Raw genomic sequence first — 18,126 nt, 5'->3', positions numbered from 1 at the left:
TTTTTTGTTTGTCATTTCTCTGGCTTTTCGCCGTACCAGCGCGGTGTATAAACCCACTCCCTGCCATCAGATTTCGCAAAAACCTGCGTGTGGGACGAGCCGACAATCACAACGGTTCGCATGTCGACATCATCTGGTGTCAGTGCGCCGAGCGTGGTTGTCCGTGTAGTCTCAGCCGGTCTGCCTATGTCGCGCCCAAGGACAACGGGCGTTTCGGGAGACCGATATTGCCGCAGGATTTCAAGCGCGCGACCAAGCTGATGCGGACGTGCCCTGGAAATGGGATTGTAGAACGCCATGGCGAGATCGGCTTCGGCGGCAAGCGCAAGGCGCTTTTCGATAATTTCCCAGGGTTTCAGATTGTCCGACAGTGAAACGATGCAGAAGTCGTGTCCGAGCGGCGCTCCGATCCGCGATGCGGCGGCCATTGCAGCGGAAATGCCGGGCTGGATGACGAGCTCCACGCCGTGCCATGCCGCATTTTCCGTTTCGTGAAGCGCCTCCACGACTGCCGCAGCCATGGCGAAGACACCGGGATCTCCCGAAGAAACCATGGCGACATGTCGCCCGGAAGCAGCGAGTTCGAATGCATGACGTGCCCGCTGCATTTCTTCCCGATTATCAGTCATATGAACGATCTGATCGGCGCGGAAAGGACGAAGGTTTTCTTCCGCCATCCGCACATAGGTCTCATAGCCGAGAATGTCTTCGGCCTGTTCCAGTTCGTGCTGAACGGCAGGCGTCATTAGCTCTCGTGATCCGGGCCCAAGGCCGATAACGACCAGCTTGCCACGTTTTCGACCGACAAACAGAACATCTGCCGGGGTGGCAGCCACGGCAATGGCAAGCCCCAAGCTCTCCATCAGTTGAACCGGCTGTTCCACCGAATGAAGAACGATCTCACGAGCATCGGTTGCATTCGCCACATAGCGCAGCGGGACACCAATTTTCGCCGCAGCCTCTTGGAGCCGCGGCGAAGTGCAGTCTTTTTCGTGGGCGAGAAGCAATGCCAGCGACGCGGGGGCAATGCCTGCATTGGCGAGAGCATCTTCAATATCGTTCTGAATGTTCTCGCTGACCCTATCGACGCCAATCGCCACACTGCGCGGATGATAAATCAGCTCGTCTGGCTGGGGTGTGCGGATGTGGGGCGTTATGCTGATCGTCAGCGCACCGTCATTGGCGAAAGGCAGTTTGGAATCTGCAAGCCAGCGTGATTTTCCGTCAAGCTGCACCTTCTGTCCCGCAAGCAGGTTCGACGTGAAATTTTTCGCGTCGTCAGGATTGGCAAGGGTCAGTTCGGCAGGCGGGTGCAGCAGATTGATTCCGAACCGCAGTTCGCCGGACGTGGTTATGGCAGGCGCAACCTCAAGTGCCGCTGCAATTCGCCGGGCCATGTCATTGACACCGGAGAGACCACCCAGAAGCGGCACAACTGCGCTTCCATCTTCGGCGACAGCAAGAACCGGCGGTTCGACGCGCTTGTTCTGCAGCAATGGTGCCAGCGCCCGGATGACGATACCGGCTGCACAAAGCGCGATGATGGGGCGGCCCTCCTCATAAAGCGACCTGACCGCATCGCCGAAATGCACGAAGGTTTCATCCAGCGACGCAACACGGTTCTGGAGGCCGCGTATTTCGGCACGTTCCAGCACCGATGCGATCCGCCGCGCGGCAGGAACCGCGGCTTCTCCGAGAACCAGAATTGCGGGAATCACGCGCCGTTCCATTTTTGCCCCGGAACGAGAATGATCGAGAAATAGGGACAGTCGCTACCATTGACTTCGGCAAGTGGCACAATGCGCTGATTGGCCATGGTGGCGCGCTCAATATAGAGCGCACGGTCCATGAGACCGAGCTCGCCCAGCACAGCGCGGACCTTATCGAGGTTTTTGCCAAGCTTCATGATAGCTGCAGCGCCTGTATCCGCGAGCCGTCGCGTCAGTTCTTCTGCGCTCATGACGCCGGAGAGAACGGATAATGTCTGATTGCGATAGACCAGTGGCGCGCCCAGCACAGCTGAAGCGCCAAGAACGGAGCAGACACCGGGCACGACTTCCGTTTCATACTGATCGGCAAGCCGGTCATGAATATACATGAACGAGCCGTAGAAAAACGGGTCGCCTTCCGCTATCACGGCCACATCCTGACCTCTATCAAGGTGGCTCGCTATCGTGCTCGTTATCTCGCCGTAGAAATCGCTGACGATCTGTTCGTAATCCATATGCGCGGGAAGCTTTTCCGTCGTCACTGGATAGATCAACGGCACCAGAACCTGTTCCGGTGAAAGATATTCCTCGACTATTGTGAGGGCATTGCCCCTCTTCCCCTTGGCTGCGTGATAAGCCACAACCGGTGCGCTTTTGAGGAGACGCAGGGCTTTCAGCGTTATCAGTTCGGGATCGCCGGGGCCAACGCCCAGGCCAAACAGTCTGCCTTTTACCGTCATTATTCGCGCTCCGACGCGAGCGCATTGACTGCCGCTGCCGTCATGGCGCTGCCACCACGTCTTCCGCGTACAATCACATAAGGTACACCGCGGCTGTTTGTGGCGAGTTCGTCTTTGGATTCTGCCGCGCCGACAAAGCCAACCGGCATGCCGATGATGAGCGCAGGTCTTGGCGCGCCAGCATCCAGCAATTCGAATAGGCGGAAAAGGGCGGTCGGTGCATTCCCGATTGCAACAATGCTGTTGCCGAGATGCGGGAGCCAGAGGTCGAGCGCTGCAGCCGAGCGGGTATTGCCGATCTTCGTTGCAAGCTCGGGAACCGATGGGTCGTTCAGCGTGCAGATGACTTCATTATTGGCAGGCAGACGAGAGCGGGTAATGCCTTCGGCCACCATGCGTGCATCACAAAGAATGGGCGCACCGGCGAGCAGAGCGTCGCGTCCGGCTTTGCCAGCGCCTTGCGAGAAAGCGAGGTCATTGACCACATCCACCATGCCGCAGGCATGAATGACACGGACTGCAAGCTTTTCCAGATCGGCTGATATCCGGCTTAGATCGGCCTCGGCGCGAATGATGGCGAAGGACCGGTCGTAAATGGCCTGCCCATCGCGAATATAGTCTGTCATGGTGACCGCTCTAATCAGTGTCGGGCGTTCAGAAGGCACGCCGCTTCGTCAATGGTGATATCAGTCGCCAATAGCCGTCCAAAGCGCGATGGTCCAGCCCCGTCTTGCGGAAACGTCTCTTGCGCATAAAGATCGTAGCGACCTGTCGAGCGCGCCAGAAGCGTGTGCGGCAAAGGTGCAAGTGCTGCGCATGACTTGGCGCATCCCGTGATGTGCACGGATGATTTTCCCGGCGCCAGATATGTTGCCAGCCTTTTACCGTCTGTCTGTGTGTCGGCGAGTGCGGAGACGCAGCCATTTGATCCCGAACAGGCACGAAGCCGCGCATGTGGGGCTTCGGCTGTCGTTTCGAGGTCAAGCGAACGAAGTTTTTCGGTTAGTTCACCAATCTGGGTTTCGCCTGCATAAGGCAGGATAACGCCTTGCCACGGCGTCAGACGCAGTCCACGCCTTCCGCTGTCGGAGAGATCTGCCAGACCTGCTAGTTGCGCCGATGTCAGGCGTCCCAGGAGCGGCACGGCGCCGACATAAAATGAACCGTCAGACTGCTGGTTGTTGCCAAGATGCGAAAATGGCATCGGTGCCTTGCGCTTCCAGCCGGTTGCGGGATGAATCGGGAACGACAATTCCCGGCTCAGACCTGCCACAAACTCTGATGCTGGGATGGCTTCAAACAGATGTTTCATCCGCGCAAAGCTGGCATGGCGTAAAAAACGACGCAGCATCGTTTCGATGAAGGGCAGGGCATGCTGCGCGTCTACGGCCCCCAGCGCTTCCCTGTCGGGAGACGAAGCAAGGCCAAAAGCAAAGGTTTCGCCGTCTATCGCCGAAAGCCAGATGTCACCCGGATGAGAAATCATCGCGCAGTTTTCGCCGCCGTCGATCTGCAGCGAGAATTTCGGCGACAGGGCATAAAAAGCCTCATTCGCCTGCAGCATGTCCAGCACAGACGATGCCAGTCCGGTGACGTCGCATATCTGGCCCCGGTCAATGCCAGCGGTGGGGCTGACCATCACATTGCGAATATCATCCGCACCGGGATTGTCGGCGCCAAGGCCAGCCTCGTGAAGTGCCGCGACGGCATCGTTCCAATGTCTGGGCGTAATACCGCGCAACTGGATATTGGAGCGAATCGACAGCTCTATCGCGCCTGCATCGAAACGTTCGGCTATTGCTGCAATTGAACGCGCCTGATCAGCTGACAGGCGACCAAGCCTCAGTTTGATACGGGCAATAGCCCCATCCCTGGCCATAACCATACGCGAAAGACCGGGGCAGGCGTTGCGCCTGTCGGGTTGGGCTTGCCGCGACTGAGTGATTTGCTGGCTCGACATTTCAGCCTTATACGCCTTGCCGCTTGCACTTGCTACTGCCCCGCCATACGAACAGGGAAAAGGAGCATCGCGCATGGCACGCTGGCTGACAGTGATCGGAATCGGTGAGGATGGGTTTGACGGGCTTGGGAAAACCGCGCTCGCCGCGCTCAACTCTGCTGCGGTCATTTTCGGCGGCAAGCGCCATTTGGACTTTCTGAGTGGCGATATCAAAGCCGAGCGCGTAGCCTGGCCATCTCCATTCGACGAAGCTTTCGTGATGATTGAGGCGTATCGCGGCCAGCCGGTGGTTGTGCTGGCAAGCGGCGATCCAATGTTTTTTGGTGTGGGAGCGACTTTGTCCCGGCATTTCTCGCCAGAGGAAATGCTTGTTCTTGCCTATCCGTCCTCTCTTTCACTCGCCGCTGCGCGCATGGGCTGGCCTCTTCAGGATGTGCGGTCTGTTAGCGTGCACGGTCGCCCGTTCGAACTTTTGCTCCCGCACATTCTGCCCGGCGAGAAACTTCTCGTGCTCAGCAATGATGGTTCGACGCCAGCAAAAGCCGCGGCAATGCTCAAGGACAAGGGTTTTGGCCAAAGCCTGATGACGGTGCTTGAACATATTGGCGGGCCAAAGGAAGGCCGGGTTCAGGGTTCCGCCGAAAACTGGTCCCATGAGCGATGCGCCGATCTCAATGTACTGGCGATTGAATGTGTTGCTGCGCCGGATGCGCGCGTGTTTTCTCCCGTCGCGGGTCTGCCCGATGAAGCGTTTGAGAATGACGGACAACTGACCAAGCGCGACGTTCGTGCTGTCACTCTATCGCGATTGCAGCCATTGCCGCGTCAATTGCTTTGGGATGTCGGCGCCGGTTGCGGATCGATCGGCATTGAATGGATGCGTGTTCATCCTTCATGTCGCACGATTGCCATAGAAGCGGACGAACAGCGGCAGGGGATGATCGAGCGAAATCGCGCGGCATTGGGTGTCCCCGGATTGCAGTTGGTCAAGGGCGGGGCGCCCTGTGCACTGGAAGGGCTGGAAGCGCCGGATGCGATCTTCATCGGCGGCGGTGTAACGGATGACGGCGTTCTGGAAGCCTGCTGGAACGCGCTGAAACCGGGTGGCAGGCTTGTCGCGAATGCAGTGACCTTGCAAAGCGAGATGCTGCTTTTCAACTGGCGTGAGAAATTCGGCGGAGAATTGACGCGTCTTGGCGTTGCGCAAGCGGGTGCACTTGGCTCTTTCGATGTCTGGCGACAGGCACTGCCCGTCACAATTTATTGCGGGTTCAAATCGAAATGATGACTTGAATAGTCATGTTATATTCGGGTAAGGCTGGGGAAATTGTTTCCCAAAGGAGGACGGGGCATGTCCGAACTCAACGCCAATACCCGCTTTGCGCTCACAAATGCCGGTCATGTGGTCAATCAGCTCCTCGATCATTTTGTCGAGCATGCCGACGTGCATCGGCAGGGCAGCACGGCCAAGCTGGTGCTGAGCTTCGGTCAGGCTGATGTGCAATGGGATGATGAAACGGTTAGCGTCGACGTCAAAAGCGAGGACGAAACCGGTCTTGCCTATATGAAATATTCCATCGCCGAGCATGTGCTGGAATTTCTCGACAAGGGCAGCGCCAAACCGAAAATCATCTGGGAAGGTGATGGGGCCGCCGGGTTGCCGCTGCCTTACTTCCGCGAGATGCAGGTCGTTGCAGTATCGAACGTAACGCCGCATATGCGTCGTATTCGTCTGAAGGGCGACAACCTGTTCCGCTTCTCGCAGTTGGGTCTTCATATCCGCCTGCTGTTTCCGCCGGAAGGTCTTGCCAAACCGCAATGGCCCACAACCGGCGAAGATGGCCGTCCTGTCTGGCCGGATGGCGAAGCCAAGCTTGCCACACGTGTCTATACGATCCGCAACATCGATAGCGTAGCCGGCTGGGTGGATATCGATATGGTCGTCCATGGCGATGATTGCGACGCGCCGGGTTCCGGCTGGGCTGTCAGCGCCAAGCCGGGCGATATTGTCGGGATGACGGGGCCGGGCGGTGGCGATGCGGGCGATGCGAAGTGGTATCTGCTTGCGGGTGACGAAACCGCGCTACCTGCCATCGGGCGCATTCTGGAGCGTCTGCCGGAAGGGACCAAGGCGGTCGTGCGCGTCGAGATCGGCAGTGCTTCGGAAGAGCAGGAACTTGTCTCTCGTGCCGATGTCGATCTGCAGTGGCTGAACCGTGACGGTGCGGAAGCCGGAACGACGACATTGTTGCAGGATGCGGTCCGCGCAGTCGAACTACCGGAAGACGAGGAAGACATTTACGTCTGGGCCGGTTGCGAGTTCAACGCATTCCGGTCGATCCGCACCTATATGCGCAAGGAACGTAATGTTGCGAAGGATCGCCAGCTTATTGTCGCCTATTGGCGGCGCGGGCAGGATGGCGACACACCGCGCAAGGCATCCGACGATTGATGCAATGAAAAAGGGGACCGGCAGGTCCCCTTTGTTTTTTGCATGTCTTTATCCCCCAAACCGATTACCACTTTTGGGAGACAAGTTTTTGCATTACCTGCGGAAGCCTTCGCTGGCCTGCATCAGGTTCTTCGTATAGTCGGCATGGATATTGCCGCTAACAAGATCGTCTGCCTGCAGCTGTTCCACGACCTCTCCATTACGCATGACAGCAAGCCGGTCGCACATATGGGTCACAACGCCAAGATCGTGGCTGACCATGACGAAGGTCAGGTTGCGGTCACGCCGAACCTGCTCCAGCAGATTCAGCACTTCCGCCTGAACCGATGCATCGAGCGCCGAGGTCGGCTCATCGAGCAGCAATATGCTGGGCTCAACGATCAGGGCGCGGGCAATGGCAATACGCTGGCGCTGGCCGCCTGAAAGCTGGTGCGGATAGCGAAAGCGGAAGCCGGAACCGAGGCCGACTTCATCGAGCGCCTTCACGATGCGCTGTTCGGTGTCGCCGACGCCGTGGATGGCAAGCGGTTCCAGCAGCAGCCGGTCCACCGTTTGCCGGGGATGCAGCGAGCCGTAAGGGTCCTGAAACACCATCTGGACATTGCGATAGAATGCCTTGTCGCGCGGCGTCTTCAGCAATTGCCCGTCTATGCGGATTTCGCCGTCTTCAACGGGTGCCAGTCCTGCAACGGCACGTAGCAGGGTCGACTTGCCGGAACCGGATTCACCCACGAGGCCGTAGGATTCGCCGCGCGCTACGTCGATGCTCACCGATTTCAGCGCATGGAAATGGTCGAAATAGACGTCGATATTGTCGACGCTCAGTGCAGATGCCGTGCTCATAGTTTCCCCTGTCATAGCTTCCAAGCCTCCTCGCGCTGCAAGGTTGGCAGGGGATGGCGATCGGCTCCGATTTTCGGCATGCAGTTCAGCAATCCTTGCGTATAGGGATGTTTCGCATTGGCGAGGTCCTTCGCCGCAATTTCCTCCACGATCTTGCCCGCATACATGACGATAACGCGGTCGCAGAATGAAGAAACGAGGCGCAGGTCGTGGCTGACGAAGATCAGCCCCATGCCGCGTTCGGCAACCAGCTTGTCCAGAATGCCGAGCACTTCAAGCTGAACCGTCACGTCGAGGGCCGAAGTTGGTTCGTCGGCGATCAGCATTTCCGGCTCGGCGACCAGCATCATGGCGATCATGACGCGCTGGCCCATACCGCCCGAAACTTCGTGCGGATAAAGGCTCATGACGCGTTCAGCATCGCGAATCTGCACGGCTTCGAGCATGGCGATTGAGCGCTTGCGGATTTCATCGCTGCTGAATTTGCCATGGGCCTTCAGCGTTTCGGCGATCTGCTTGCCGATGGTCATGACAGGGTTGAGCGAATATTTCGGGTCCTGCAACACCATGGCTATGCGGCCACCGCGCAAGGCGCGGCGTTCACGGGCCGACGCGTTTAGAAGGTCGATGCCATCGAACTCGAGTTTTCTGGCGGTGATCTTCGCATGGAGCGGGGTAAGCCCCATGATGGCGCGGCCGGTCTGGGATTTGCCAGAACCGGATTCGCCAACAATACCGAGACGCTCGCGGCCAAGCTCGAAGCTGACACCGCGCACGGCCTCGATTGCGCCTGTGCGCGTCGGGAAGGTGACGCGCAGGTCTTCAACAGTGAGAAGAGGCTTCATTGATTGTTACCCCGCGGATCGAGCGCATCGCGCAGGCCATCGCCCAGAAGATTGAAGCCAAGGCTGACGATCAGGATCGCAATACCCGGCATGGCTGCAACCCACCACTGGTCGAGAATGAAGCGGCGACCGGAAGCGATCATCGCGCCCCATTCAGGCAATGGCGGCTGAGCGCCGAGGCCGAGGAAGCCGAGGCCCGCTGCCGTCAGGATGATGCCTGCCATGTCGAGCGTCACACGCACGATCAGCGAAGATGTGCAGAGCGGCATGATGTGGCGCACGACGATACGGATCGGCGAAGCGCCCATCAGGCGAACAGCGGAGATATAATCCGAGTTGCGCACCGTGAGCGTTTCCGCGCGCGCAATACGCGCATAGGGTGGCCATGAGGTGATCGCGATGGCGATGATGGCATTTTCGATGCCGGGTCCGAGAGCAGCAACGAAGGCCAGCGCGAGAATGAGCTTCGGGAAGGCAAGGAAGATATCGGTGATGCGCATCAGTACGGCATCGACCCAGCCGCCGGCATAACCGGCGACAGTACCAACCAGAAGGCCGATAGGCGCGGCGATGATGGCGACCAGCAACACCACATAGAGAGTGAGGCGGGAGCCATAGATCAGACGCGAAAGAATATCGCGGCCCTGATCGTCGGTGCCGAGCAGATAGCCGGGTGTTCCCGGCGGCAGCAGGCGGGCATTGGCCAGATCGCCGATAACCGGCGAATGCGGCGCCAGCACATCGGCCAGCGCTGCAACGACGAGCAATCCGATGATGATCAGGAGGCCGAGAACCGCCAGCTTGTTGGCGGTGAAACGCCGCCAGACCATATAGGCCCGGCCGAGACGGGCTTGCGTGCGTGATTGTGGCCGCTCGGTAAGCAGCCATTCACGCCATGAGAGGTTGGAAGTATCTGTCATTTGGCTCATCGTACGCGCGTCCTTGGATCGAGAACCCGATAGAGAAGATCGGACACGAGGTTGAGCGCGATAAAGACCGACCCGATAACGATAGTGCCACCGAGAACGGCATTCATATCAGCGTTTTGGAGGGAATTGGTGATATAGAGTCCGAGGCCGGGCCAGGAGAAGATGGTTTCGGTCAGAACCGAACCTTCCAGAAGTCCGGCATAGGAAAGCGCAATCACTGTCACGAGCGGGACGGCGGCATTGCGCAGCGCATGGCCCCAGATGATGCGGGTTTCCGAAATACCCTTGGCACGAGCAGCAACGATATATTCCTGTTCCAGCTCGTTGAGCATGAAGGAACGGGTCATGCGGCTGATATAGGCCAAGGAGAAATAGCCGAGCAAAGCCGACGGCAGGATAAGGTGGGAGACGATATCCTTGAGAGCTGGCCAGTCGCGCTGGATGATCGCGTCGATCAGGTAGAAACCGGTGATCGGCGTGAACGTGTATTCGAATGTGATGTCGATACGTCCGGGACCCGAGGTCCAGCCGAGCCGCGCATAGAAGATCAGAAGTGCCAGCATACCGAGCCAGAAGATCGGCACCGAATAGCCAACGAGGCCGATCACGCGCACAATCTGGTCGACGAGGCTACCACGCTTCACGGCGGCGAGAACGCCGAGCGGAATGCCGAACAAAGCGCCGATGATGGTGCCGACGGTAGCGAGTTCCATGGTCGCGGGGAAAACGCGGCGAATGTCGGTCATGACCGGATTGGTCGTCAGTACCGAAGTGCCAAAATCGCCCTGTAGCACACCCTTAACGTAAAGATAGAACTGCTGGTAATAGGGCAGGTTAAAGCCCATTTCTTCCCGCACGCGCGCCACGACATGCGCAGGAGCGCGGTCGCCGACGATGGCAAGCACAGGGTCGATCGGCACCACACGGCCGATAAAGAATGTGACGGCCAGAAGGCCCAGATAGGTCGTGACGACGATGACCAGAAAACTGGCTAACGACGCGGCAAGGACCGTTGAACGCCGTGGCGCTCGCCTTACCTTTTTGGTGGTTCCAGTGTTGCTCAATGTTTTGACCGCTTCCGACAATGAGAGCATTTCAGAACAGGTTCTGGTCTGAAGCCTCAGTCATCTTTGCTTGAAAAGCCCTAGAACGGTTTCGATGAGCCGTTCCATTTCCTGTTGTGACGCATTTCCGGGAGCGAAACCGGTTCGCTGGAAATGCTCTGGAGCGGCTTTCCGTTTTGATTCAGAAAACCGCTCCATCCTTTTGTTTTTAAGCCGATTCAGCGCATGAAAAGCTTTCATGCGCTGAGGCGCAGCCAACTATTCCTTGCTGATGGGCGCCAGGAAATTGGAGTCGAATGTCGGGCCGAGCTTGTAGCCCTTCACGTTGCCGGCGATACCTGCAACTTCAACCTGCTGGAACAGCATGACGAACGGGCTCTGGTCGAGAGCTTCCTGCTGAAGCTTCTTGTACTGTTCAGCACGCTTGTCGTTATCGCGTTCCAGAAGAGCTGCCTGCGTCTGCTTGGTCAGCTCAGGAATGTCCCAGGCGTTGCGCCATGCAAGCGTTTTGGTCGATGCGTCGTCGCTGTTATCCGGGTTGCTGGTGAAAGCTTCGGCATTGGAATTCGGATCCCAATAGTCCATGCCCCACTGGCCAATATACATGTCGTGGTTACGGGCACGATACTTGGTCAGTGTCTGCTTGCCGTCGCCGGGGATGATTTCGATCTTCACGCCAGCCTGAGCAGCGGTCTGCTGGAAGGATTCGGCAATGCCGGTGACCGGTTGGCCGTTACGGACGTCGAACGTGACCGATAGACCATCCTTCAGGCCTGCCTTGGCGAGCAGTTCCTTCGCCTTGGCTACGTCGAGCTTGTAGGGTGCAGCATCGAGAGAACCAAGAACGCCCTTTGCCTGATAGGTCTGACGGATTTCACCGATGCCCTTGATGAGGGTTGAACCGATTGCATCATAATCGACCAGATATTTGAACGCTTCGCGAACTTCCGGCTTGGCCAGGTTTTCGTTCTTCTGGTTGAGGCTGATGTAATAGACCGTGCCCTTGGCAGCGCTGGCGGTCGTCAGCTTGTCGTTCTTCAGAACGGCTTCATAGTCGCCCGGTTCCAGATTGCGCGCCACATCGACGTCGCCGGATTCAAGCATCAGGCGCTGCGTCGCGCTTTCCTTGACGTGACGATAGAAAACGCGCTTGAGCTTTGCCTTTTCGCCGTAGAAATTGTCGTTGCGTTCCAGAATGACGACTTCATTGGCGCGCCATTCGCGGATCGTGAACGGGCCCGAGCCTGCCGACTTGGTCTTCAGCCATGCGTTGGCATAGTCGGTGTCGTATTTGTAATCGTCGGTCGGCGTGACCTTTGCGGCATGCTCTTCGAGGAGCTTCTTGTCGACGATTGCGGCCACGGTCGCGGTCAGGCAGTTCAGCACGAAGCTTGGTGCATATGGCTTGTCGACGGTGAAGACGAAGGTAGTATCGTCTACGGCTTTCGCCTTTTCGTTGACGTTATCCTTGGTCAGGCCGAACTGGGTCAGGATGAAAGCCGGGCTCTTGTCGAGACGCACAGCGCGTTCGAAAGAATAAGCCACGTCGGCAGACGTTATCGGGTTGCCGGAGGCGAACTTGATGTCCTTCTTCAGCTTGAACGTATAGGTGAGACCATCGTCAGAAACGGTCCAGCTTTCAGCGACGCCCGGTATGACTTTCGACGTGTCGTTGATATCGAGGCGAACGAGCATGTCATAAGCGTTGCCGATGAATTCGGCCGGGCTCAGTTCGAAGGATTCTGCCGGGTCCAGCGTGATCGTGTCATCGATGGCCCATGCCTGAACCAGTGTGTCGGCTGGCGTGGCCGACCAGGCTGGATTTGCGGCCAGTACCGCGGCAAGTGCTGCACCCGCAGCCAGAATACGAAAACGTCCGAAATGCATCATGTTGAGAGTCCCCTTCCTATGATTTTGTTTGGGATTTTGTCTTTGTTTTTTTGCGCATCTTATTCCGAAAACCATTTCACACTTTTCGGGATGCGCACCAGATCAGGCCGCTTCGTGCCAAGCCTGTTTCAGAACCCGTACCCAATTGTCCTGGCAAAGTTTTGCTAGCTCTTGTTCACTATAGCCCGCTTTTCGCAGTGCATCGACAAGGTTTTGCGTGCCTGCGGCATCGCCAATTTCGGCTGGAATTGTTGCGCCGTCATAGTCCGAACCGAGCGCTACGCAGTCGATGCCCATGCGTTCAACCATGTAATCCACGTGGCGAACTACATCGGACAGCGGCGTGTTGGCGTCTTCCTTACCGTCCGCGCGCAGCATCGTCGTGGCGTAGTTCAGTCCGGCAAGACCCTTGCTCTCGCGGATCGCATCAAGCTGACGGTCGGTCAGGTTGCGGGCGACAGGAGTGAGGGCGTGTGCGTTGGAATGGCTGGCGACCAGCGGCTGATCGCTCAGTTTGGCCACATCCCAGAAACCTTTTTCGGTGATATGCGCCAGGTCGATCAGAATGCCCTTGGTGTTGCACGCTTTGACCAGGCGCTTGCCTGCATCGGTCAAGCCCGGGCCAGTATCGGGGCTCATCGGATAGGCGAATGGAACACCGTGAGCGAAAACGTTGTTGCGGCTCCAGACCGGTCCGAGCGAACGCAAGCCGGCAGCATAAAAGACCTCAAGAGCAGCCAGATCGGCATCGATGGCTTCGCAGCCTTCCATGTGCAGCACGGCGGCGAATGTGTCGCTGTTCAGCGTTTCGTCGAGTTCACGACCGTTGCGGCAGAGCTTCCAGCCCCCGGCAGCTTCCAGCTTCAACGCGATGGCTGCGATTTCGAGAGCGATGTCGAGGGAGGGGCTACGTTCCAGCGGCACTGAAAGCGGCGTTTCGTAGTGGCCATTGGCATCAGGCTTGCCCAGTTCGATATGCTCGCCCGAAGGTATGTAGATGGCGCATATGCCACCGGCGAGACCGCCCTTGCGCGAACGGGGCAGATCGATATGGCCGATATCCGTCCCGTCGATAAATTCCTTGATCGGGTCTTGGCCCTTGCGGGCATTTTCCCAAAGCCGCAGAAGGACATCGTTGTGTCCGTCAAAAACGCGCTGCATTCTTTCATTCCTGACTGCATGGTCTGCGACAGCAGAGCCACATATCCAAGTGTTCAGGCGCGAGGAAACAACACGGCAAGGTAAGATAACCTCCCGATATGGTGGTTGAGCTTTTCGCTCTTATTGTTCCCCGCACTTCCACTACCAATTTATAATCGGTTAGTGCCTGTCGGAGTCAAGCCATCGAATGACGTAGTCAGACTGCGAAATGAAGATAAATTTATGCAAAACGAAAGGGCTGCGCTATGAAACGCAGCCCTTTGTGCAAATGCAGAATTGCTTGATGCAAAAACAGAATGAAGTTTCGCATCGGATCGCGAGGCCTAGAACTTGTAGTTCAGACCGGCCTTGATCGAATGGTTCTTCAGATTGTTGCGCTGTTCCACGCCGTTGACACGGGACTTCACATCGTTAAAGCGCTGGAAGTCATATTCGGCCTTTACGGAAAGCGGGCCGCTCAGGGCCTGTTCAACACCAGCGCCAACCAGTGCGCCACCTTCCCAGCCCGGAGCCGAGGTGGTGTTGTCCTTGGCCTTGAAGCGGGTCACGCCGTAGCCAGCCGTGCCGTAAACGAGCGTCTTGTCGAAAGCATAGCCGACCTTGCCCTTGGCATTGCCGTTCCATGACTGCTGAAGGCTGCCGCCATTGCCGATGCGATGTTCGGCTTCGGCGAAGTTTCCTTCGAGTTCTCCGCCAAACACGACATTGCCGCTCTGCATGTTTTTGCCCACGACAACGCCGCCAAGAGCACCAGTGCGGTTGGTGAAAGGACCGGGAACCCTGGACGAAGAAGCGCCAACCTGTGCGCCGATATAGTTGCCGGACCAGTCATGCGGGCCTGCGGCGACAGGATCATTATAGGAATAGTCGGTTGCTCCCATCATGTCGGCAGCGAAAGCCGAACCTGCAAAAGCAACGATTGCGGCGCCAAGCGCCACTGCGGTGATAGAACGCTTCAACATTTTTTACTCCGATTTTCCCGTCTGGAAACGTTGGCGGGAAACATGCCTGAATTCATTATACCCATCGAAAGGCCGTGCCTTCGAACTGGCTCTCGTCTCACCTCTGATTGTGTCCAAATTTAAGAAAATTCGAGCGATTTCCATGCAATGCGCAACCATTCTTCGCGCTATGCTTAACAATCGGTAACTGCTGGATGCGGAAATTTTTGTTAGATCAATCCCAGTCCACGGAAGCTGGCATGGCCGTGCTTTCCGACGATGACATGATCATGCACCGTGATGTTGAGTGCTTTGGCAGCGTTGACGAGCTGCTTGGTCATATCGATGTCGGCGCGCGATGGTGTGGGATCACCGGAAGGATGGTTGTGGACCAGAATAATGGCGGTGGCGGAGAGTTCCAGAGCCCGTTTGACCACTTCGCGCGGATAGACCGGCGTGTGGTCCACCGTGCCCGTCTGCTGGACTTCGTCGGCAATCAGTTTGTTCTTCTTGTCGAGAAACAGGATGCGGAACTGCTCGCGGGTCTCGTAAGCCATGGCCGCGGTGCAATATTCGATCACCTTGTTCCAAGAGCCGAGTACTTCGCGCTCCATGACAGTGCTGCGCGCACTTCGCTTGGCGACAGCCTCTACAAGCTTGAGTTCATGCGCCACAGTAGGACCGGCGCCGGGAACTTCGGCAATCAGCTTTTCGGGGGCGGCCAGTACTTCGGCAATCGAGCCGAACCGCATCAGCAGAGCTTTGGCAAGCGGCTTGGTGTCGGCGCGGCGAATGGCGCGAAACAACAACATTTCGAGCAGTTCATAGTCCGCCAGCGCATCGGGAGTATCCCGAAAGCGCTGTTTGAGACGATCACGATGCCCGGCATAATGCGGTTTGTCGATCTTCGGCGTAAGTTGAAGTGTATCACTGAAACCGGGCAACTCAATGTTACCCGGCTCATTCTTGCTCTTTGCCATCCTGTTTAAACCCCCGCAAAAACAGACCAGACAATTACCGAGAACTATATCTCTTCGTTGTTATCTCATGGAAGATGGGCCGAAGACATTGGCCGGAGAGAGTGTAAATATCTCGCAGCCATCCTTCGTAACACCCACCGTATGTTCATATTGTGCCGTCAGCGAACGGTCTCTGGTAACCGCGGTCCAGCCGTCGGCGAGAACCTTCACGTGCGGCTTGCCGAGATTGATCATCGGCTCGATCGTGAAGATCATGCCTTCCTTGATCTCAACACCTTCATTCGGCGTGCCGTAATGGAGAATATTCGGCGCATCATGGAACAGCTGTCCCACGCCGTGACCACAGAAATCGCGCACAACGGAACAGCGCTCGCCTTCGGCAAAAGTCTGAATTGCGGCGCCGATAGCGCCGGTTTTCACGCCAGGCTTTACGGCGGCAATCCCACGCAGAAGGCTTTCATAGGTGACTTCAAGCAACCGCTCAGCGGCGCGCTTGATTTCGCCTACCGCATACATGCGGCTTGAATCGCCGTGCCAGCCATCAAGGAGATAAGTCACGTCGATATTGACGATATCACCCTCGCGCAGTGGCTTCTCGTTCGGAATGCCATGGCAGACGACGTGATTGATCGACGTGCAGGTTGATTTCGTGTAGCCGCGATAGTTCAACGTTGCCGGAAACGCGCCGTGATCCATGCCGAACTCGAACACGAAGCGATCGATTTCATTGGTGGTCACGCCCGGCTTGACGATATCGTTGAGGGCATCGAGACAGCGTGCCGTCAGGTTGCAGACCGTGCGCATACCCTCGAAAGCCTCGGGGCCATAGAGCCTGATCTGGCCCGTATATTTCATGGGTGCGCTTGTTGCTTCGATATAGGTTACCATCACTCGATCCGTCTTAATCTACTCAATTGGCACCAGCTTACTGGCATCAATGCTTTTGTCCGTTATGTGGCACCGAACGGCCCAAGCCTCAACCCCGTTTGCACGCGCACGTTCAAAAGCGCGTGCGTAAGTGGGGTCGAGATCACCCGAAATGCTGAATCTGCTGCAATCGTTTCGCTGGATAATAAACAGCATCACGCCCCGATGACCAGCGGCAACAACGTCGACGAGTTCATCAAGATGTTTTGCGCCTCGCGCCGTCACCGTATCGGGGAATTCCGCCAATCCGAGCGTGCGAATAAAGTGTACATTCTTGACCTCGACATAGGCTCGCTGGCGCGGGCCGTCATCCAATAAAAGGTCGATGCGCGAGTTGCGGCCATATTTCTGTTCACGCTTGAGGCTGGCATATCCTGCGAGGTCAGGAATGAGACCGTTGAGGATTGCTTCTTCGGCGATCCTGTTCGGCAAGCCGGTGTTCACGCCGACCAGTGTGTTATCCGCTTCGACAATCTGCAGCGTATGGGCATATTTCCGGTGAGGGGCATCCGAAACACTCAGCCAGACGCGAGAACCTGGAGCGGTCAATCCGAGCATGGAGCCGGTATTGGGCACGGAAGCAGTGATGAAACGCCCATCGTCAAGTGTGACGTCGGCCAGAAATCTTTTGTAGCGGCGTTCCAGCCTGCCGGTAACCAAAGGTGTTTGAAAAATCATGTGCCGATTTAGAGTAGTTCGGCGCGTGCGCGAAAGGCTTTTCTGATTACGTTGCGAAATTAGTCAGTGAACGAGAGCAGTTGGCCTAGAACAGCGCCTTAACGACGTCGGCCCAGCTCATATCCGCACCGAGAACCATTGCGGCTGCAACGAGGCCGGCCCCGAGAAAGGTGAGGGTGGTTCTTGTTTCGCTTGTCATTATTCTTCCCCATCAAATCACTTGTTCGAAGTTGGGAAGAATTTCGCGGGAGAATTTGCCCGGATTGTGATGCGATAATGGCTATTCCGGGCAATTTGCGGGCTTTTTACAGATAGGGTAAACGCCGCCCCGCTTGTGTTACTGTTTTACCCAATTGAAGACGAGTTCCTCGCGGAAAGCGAAGCGGACGACGTGACTTGCCACGACCTCTTCGAGGCGGGCGAGGTTTTCTTCCGAGGTTTCAACCGTTGTGGTCAGTTTTTCCGCATCGGCATCGAGAATCACGAGACGATTCTCGCCGAGATCGATGGTGCCGTGTTCCGGCGTGAATTCGACTGCGAATTTGTGCGCCCAATGTTTGCAGAGCTGCTGAAGGTAGCGGCTGGCATGGGCGGTGGGAACGATTGCTGTTGCTTTCGACATTATGCTGTCCTTTCGAAAAGGTTGCAGCCCGGCGCGTAACAGCATCCTGGCAATTCAGCCAGTAATATTTGCGTCAATTCTAAAGGAAAAGAAAAACCAGCAATGGTACGCCCAAGGGGAATCGAACCCCTGTCTGCGCCGTGAAAGGGCGCTGTCCTAACCGCTAGACGATGGGCGCCTGCTGGTGTGGGGCGCTTATAGTCAGGAAATTTCTGACATGCAAGCCCCTTTTTTCACCTGTCTGTGAATAAGTTCAGGCAGCACGAAACGGCGCCAATCAAGCGCTAATGGATTGAATTATAAGGGAAAAAGAAAAACCAGCAATGGTACGCCCAAGGGGAATCGAACCCCTGTCTGCGCCGTGAAAGGGCGCTGTCCTAACCGC

Annotated in this window: 17 protein-coding genes and 1 tRNA gene; 2 read left to right on the top strand and 16 right to left on the bottom strand. The window is 56.9% G+C overall.

All coding sequences use genetic code 11. The features are described 5' to 3' along the window. Positions 1-11: 11 nt before the first annotated feature. From cobJ to cobG, 4 genes are read right to left on the bottom strand one after another with little or no spacing between them, the layout of a single operon-like run. The gene (gene cobJ / locus AC1RHM_RS02670; RefSeq protein WP_151576250.1) at positions 12-1,730 is read right to left on the bottom strand and encodes a precorrin-3B C(17)-methyltransferase; all 1,719 of its coding nucleotides are present in this window, start codon (positions 1,728-1,730) and stop codon (positions 12-14) included. Then, positions 1,715-2,449, bottom strand: coding sequence for a precorrin-2 C(20)-methyltransferase (locus AC1RHM_RS02665; RefSeq protein WP_010659858.1), 735 nt, complete (start codon positions 2,447-2,449; stop codon positions 1,715-1,717). The genes cobJ and AC1RHM_RS02665 overlap by 16 nt, the downstream gene beginning before the upstream one ends. Continuing rightward, complete coding sequence (locus AC1RHM_RS02660; RefSeq protein WP_010659859.1) at positions 2,449-3,075, bottom strand: precorrin-8X methylmutase; 627 nt, start codon at positions 3,073-3,075, stop codon at positions 2,449-2,451. The genes AC1RHM_RS02665 and AC1RHM_RS02660 overlap by 1 nt, the downstream gene beginning before the upstream one ends. A 14-nt stretch (positions 3,076-3,089) precedes the next feature. Then, positions 3,090-4,409, bottom strand: a complete 1,320-nt coding sequence (gene cobG / locus AC1RHM_RS02655) for a precorrin-3B synthase (RefSeq protein WP_029376084.1) — start codon at positions 4,407-4,409, stop codon at positions 3,090-3,092. Between the two features lie 73 nt (positions 4,410-4,482). Between cobG and AC1RHM_RS02650 the strand changes: the two genes are divergently transcribed. Both AC1RHM_RS02650 and AC1RHM_RS02645 read left to right on the top strand, forming a co-directional pair. After that, the gene (locus AC1RHM_RS02650; RefSeq protein ID WP_010659861.1) at positions 4,483-5,694 is read left to right on the top strand and encodes a bifunctional cobalt-precorrin-7 (C(5))-methyltransferase/cobalt-precorrin-6B (C(15))-methyltransferase; all 1,212 of its coding nucleotides are present in this window, start codon (positions 4,483-4,485) and stop codon (positions 5,692-5,694) included. Positions 5,695-5,760: 66 nt separating this feature from the next. Continuing rightward, the gene (locus AC1RHM_RS02645; protein WP_010659862.1) at positions 5,761-6,861 is read left to right on the top strand and encodes a siderophore-interacting protein; all 1,101 of its coding nucleotides are present in this window, start codon (positions 5,761-5,763) and stop codon (positions 6,859-6,861) included. Between the two features lie 93 nt (positions 6,862-6,954). On the opposite strand, the gene AC1RHM_RS02640 is transcribed toward AC1RHM_RS02645, so the two are convergent. The 12 genes from AC1RHM_RS02640 to AC1RHM_RS02585 all read right to left on the bottom strand — a co-directional run bounded on the left by AC1RHM_RS02640 (position 6,955) and on the right by AC1RHM_RS02585 (position 17,919). Continuing rightward, complete coding sequence (locus tag AC1RHM_RS02640) at positions 6,955-7,704, bottom strand: ABC transporter ATP-binding protein (RefSeq protein WP_029928879.1); 750 nt, start codon at positions 7,702-7,704, stop codon at positions 6,955-6,957. An 11-nt stretch (positions 7,705-7,715) separates the two neighbouring features. After that, positions 7,716-8,549: an ABC transporter ATP-binding protein gene (locus AC1RHM_RS02635; RefSeq protein WP_010659864.1), complete on the bottom strand. Its 834-nt coding sequence runs from the start codon at positions 8,547-8,549 to the stop codon at positions 7,716-7,718. Then, complete coding sequence (locus AC1RHM_RS02630) at positions 8,546-9,478, bottom strand: ABC transporter permease (RefSeq protein WP_010659865.1); 933 nt, start codon at positions 9,476-9,478, stop codon at positions 8,546-8,548. Before AC1RHM_RS02630 ends, AC1RHM_RS02635 begins: the two co-directional genes overlap by 4 nt. Then, entirely contained in the window at positions 9,475-10,572 is a 1,098-nt protein-coding gene (locus AC1RHM_RS02625) for an ABC transporter permease (RefSeq protein WP_373418737.1), read from the bottom strand. Before AC1RHM_RS02625 ends, AC1RHM_RS02630 begins: the two co-directional genes overlap by 4 nt. Positions 10,573-10,800: 228 nt before the next feature. Next, positions 10,801-12,432 (bottom strand): ABC transporter substrate-binding protein, encoded by a 1,632-nt coding sequence (locus tag AC1RHM_RS02620; protein WP_010659867.1) that lies wholly within the window; start codon positions 12,430-12,432, stop codon positions 10,801-10,803. Positions 12,433-12,534: 102 nt separating this feature from the next. Next, a complete protein-coding gene (locus AC1RHM_RS02615; protein WP_029928876.1) occupies positions 12,535-13,593 on the bottom strand; it encodes a dipeptidase in 1,059 nt (352 codons plus the stop codon). Between the two features lie 323 nt (positions 13,594-13,916). Beyond that, positions 13,917-14,555 carry an outer membrane protein gene (locus tag AC1RHM_RS02610; RefSeq protein WP_010659869.1) on the bottom strand — a complete coding sequence of 213 codons (639 nt, stop codon included), beginning with the start codon at positions 14,553-14,555 and terminating at the stop codon, positions 13,917-13,919. 209 nt (positions 14,556-14,764) lie between these two features. Then, a complete protein-coding gene (radC, locus tag AC1RHM_RS02605) occupies positions 14,765-15,514 on the bottom strand; it encodes a RadC family protein (protein WP_010659870.1) in 750 nt (249 codons plus the stop codon). Between the two features lie 60 nt (positions 15,515-15,574). Continuing rightward, positions 15,575-16,402 (bottom strand): type I methionyl aminopeptidase, encoded by an 828-nt coding sequence (gene map / locus AC1RHM_RS02600; RefSeq protein ID WP_010659871.1) that lies wholly within the window; start codon positions 16,400-16,402, stop codon positions 15,575-15,577. An 18-nt stretch (positions 16,403-16,420) separates the two neighbouring features. Beyond that, positions 16,421-17,119 carry a DNA/RNA nuclease SfsA gene (sfsA, locus tag AC1RHM_RS02595; RefSeq protein WP_010659872.1) on the bottom strand — a complete coding sequence of 233 codons (699 nt, stop codon included), beginning with the start codon at positions 17,117-17,119 and terminating at the stop codon, positions 16,421-16,423. A gap of 337 nt (positions 17,120-17,456) precedes the next feature. Continuing rightward, a complete protein-coding gene (locus AC1RHM_RS02590) occupies positions 17,457-17,741 on the bottom strand; it encodes a DUF2218 domain-containing protein (protein WP_010659874.1) in 285 nt (94 codons plus the stop codon). A gap of 103 nt (positions 17,742-17,844) precedes the next feature. After that, positions 17,845-17,919 (bottom strand) — tRNA-Glu (locus AC1RHM_RS02585). Between the last annotated feature and the right edge of the window lie 207 nt (positions 17,920-18,126).

This window comes from Brucella sp. GW823-FHT04E01, assembly GCF_058796175.1.
This window is presented reverse-complemented; position numbering and strand designations above follow the sequence as displayed.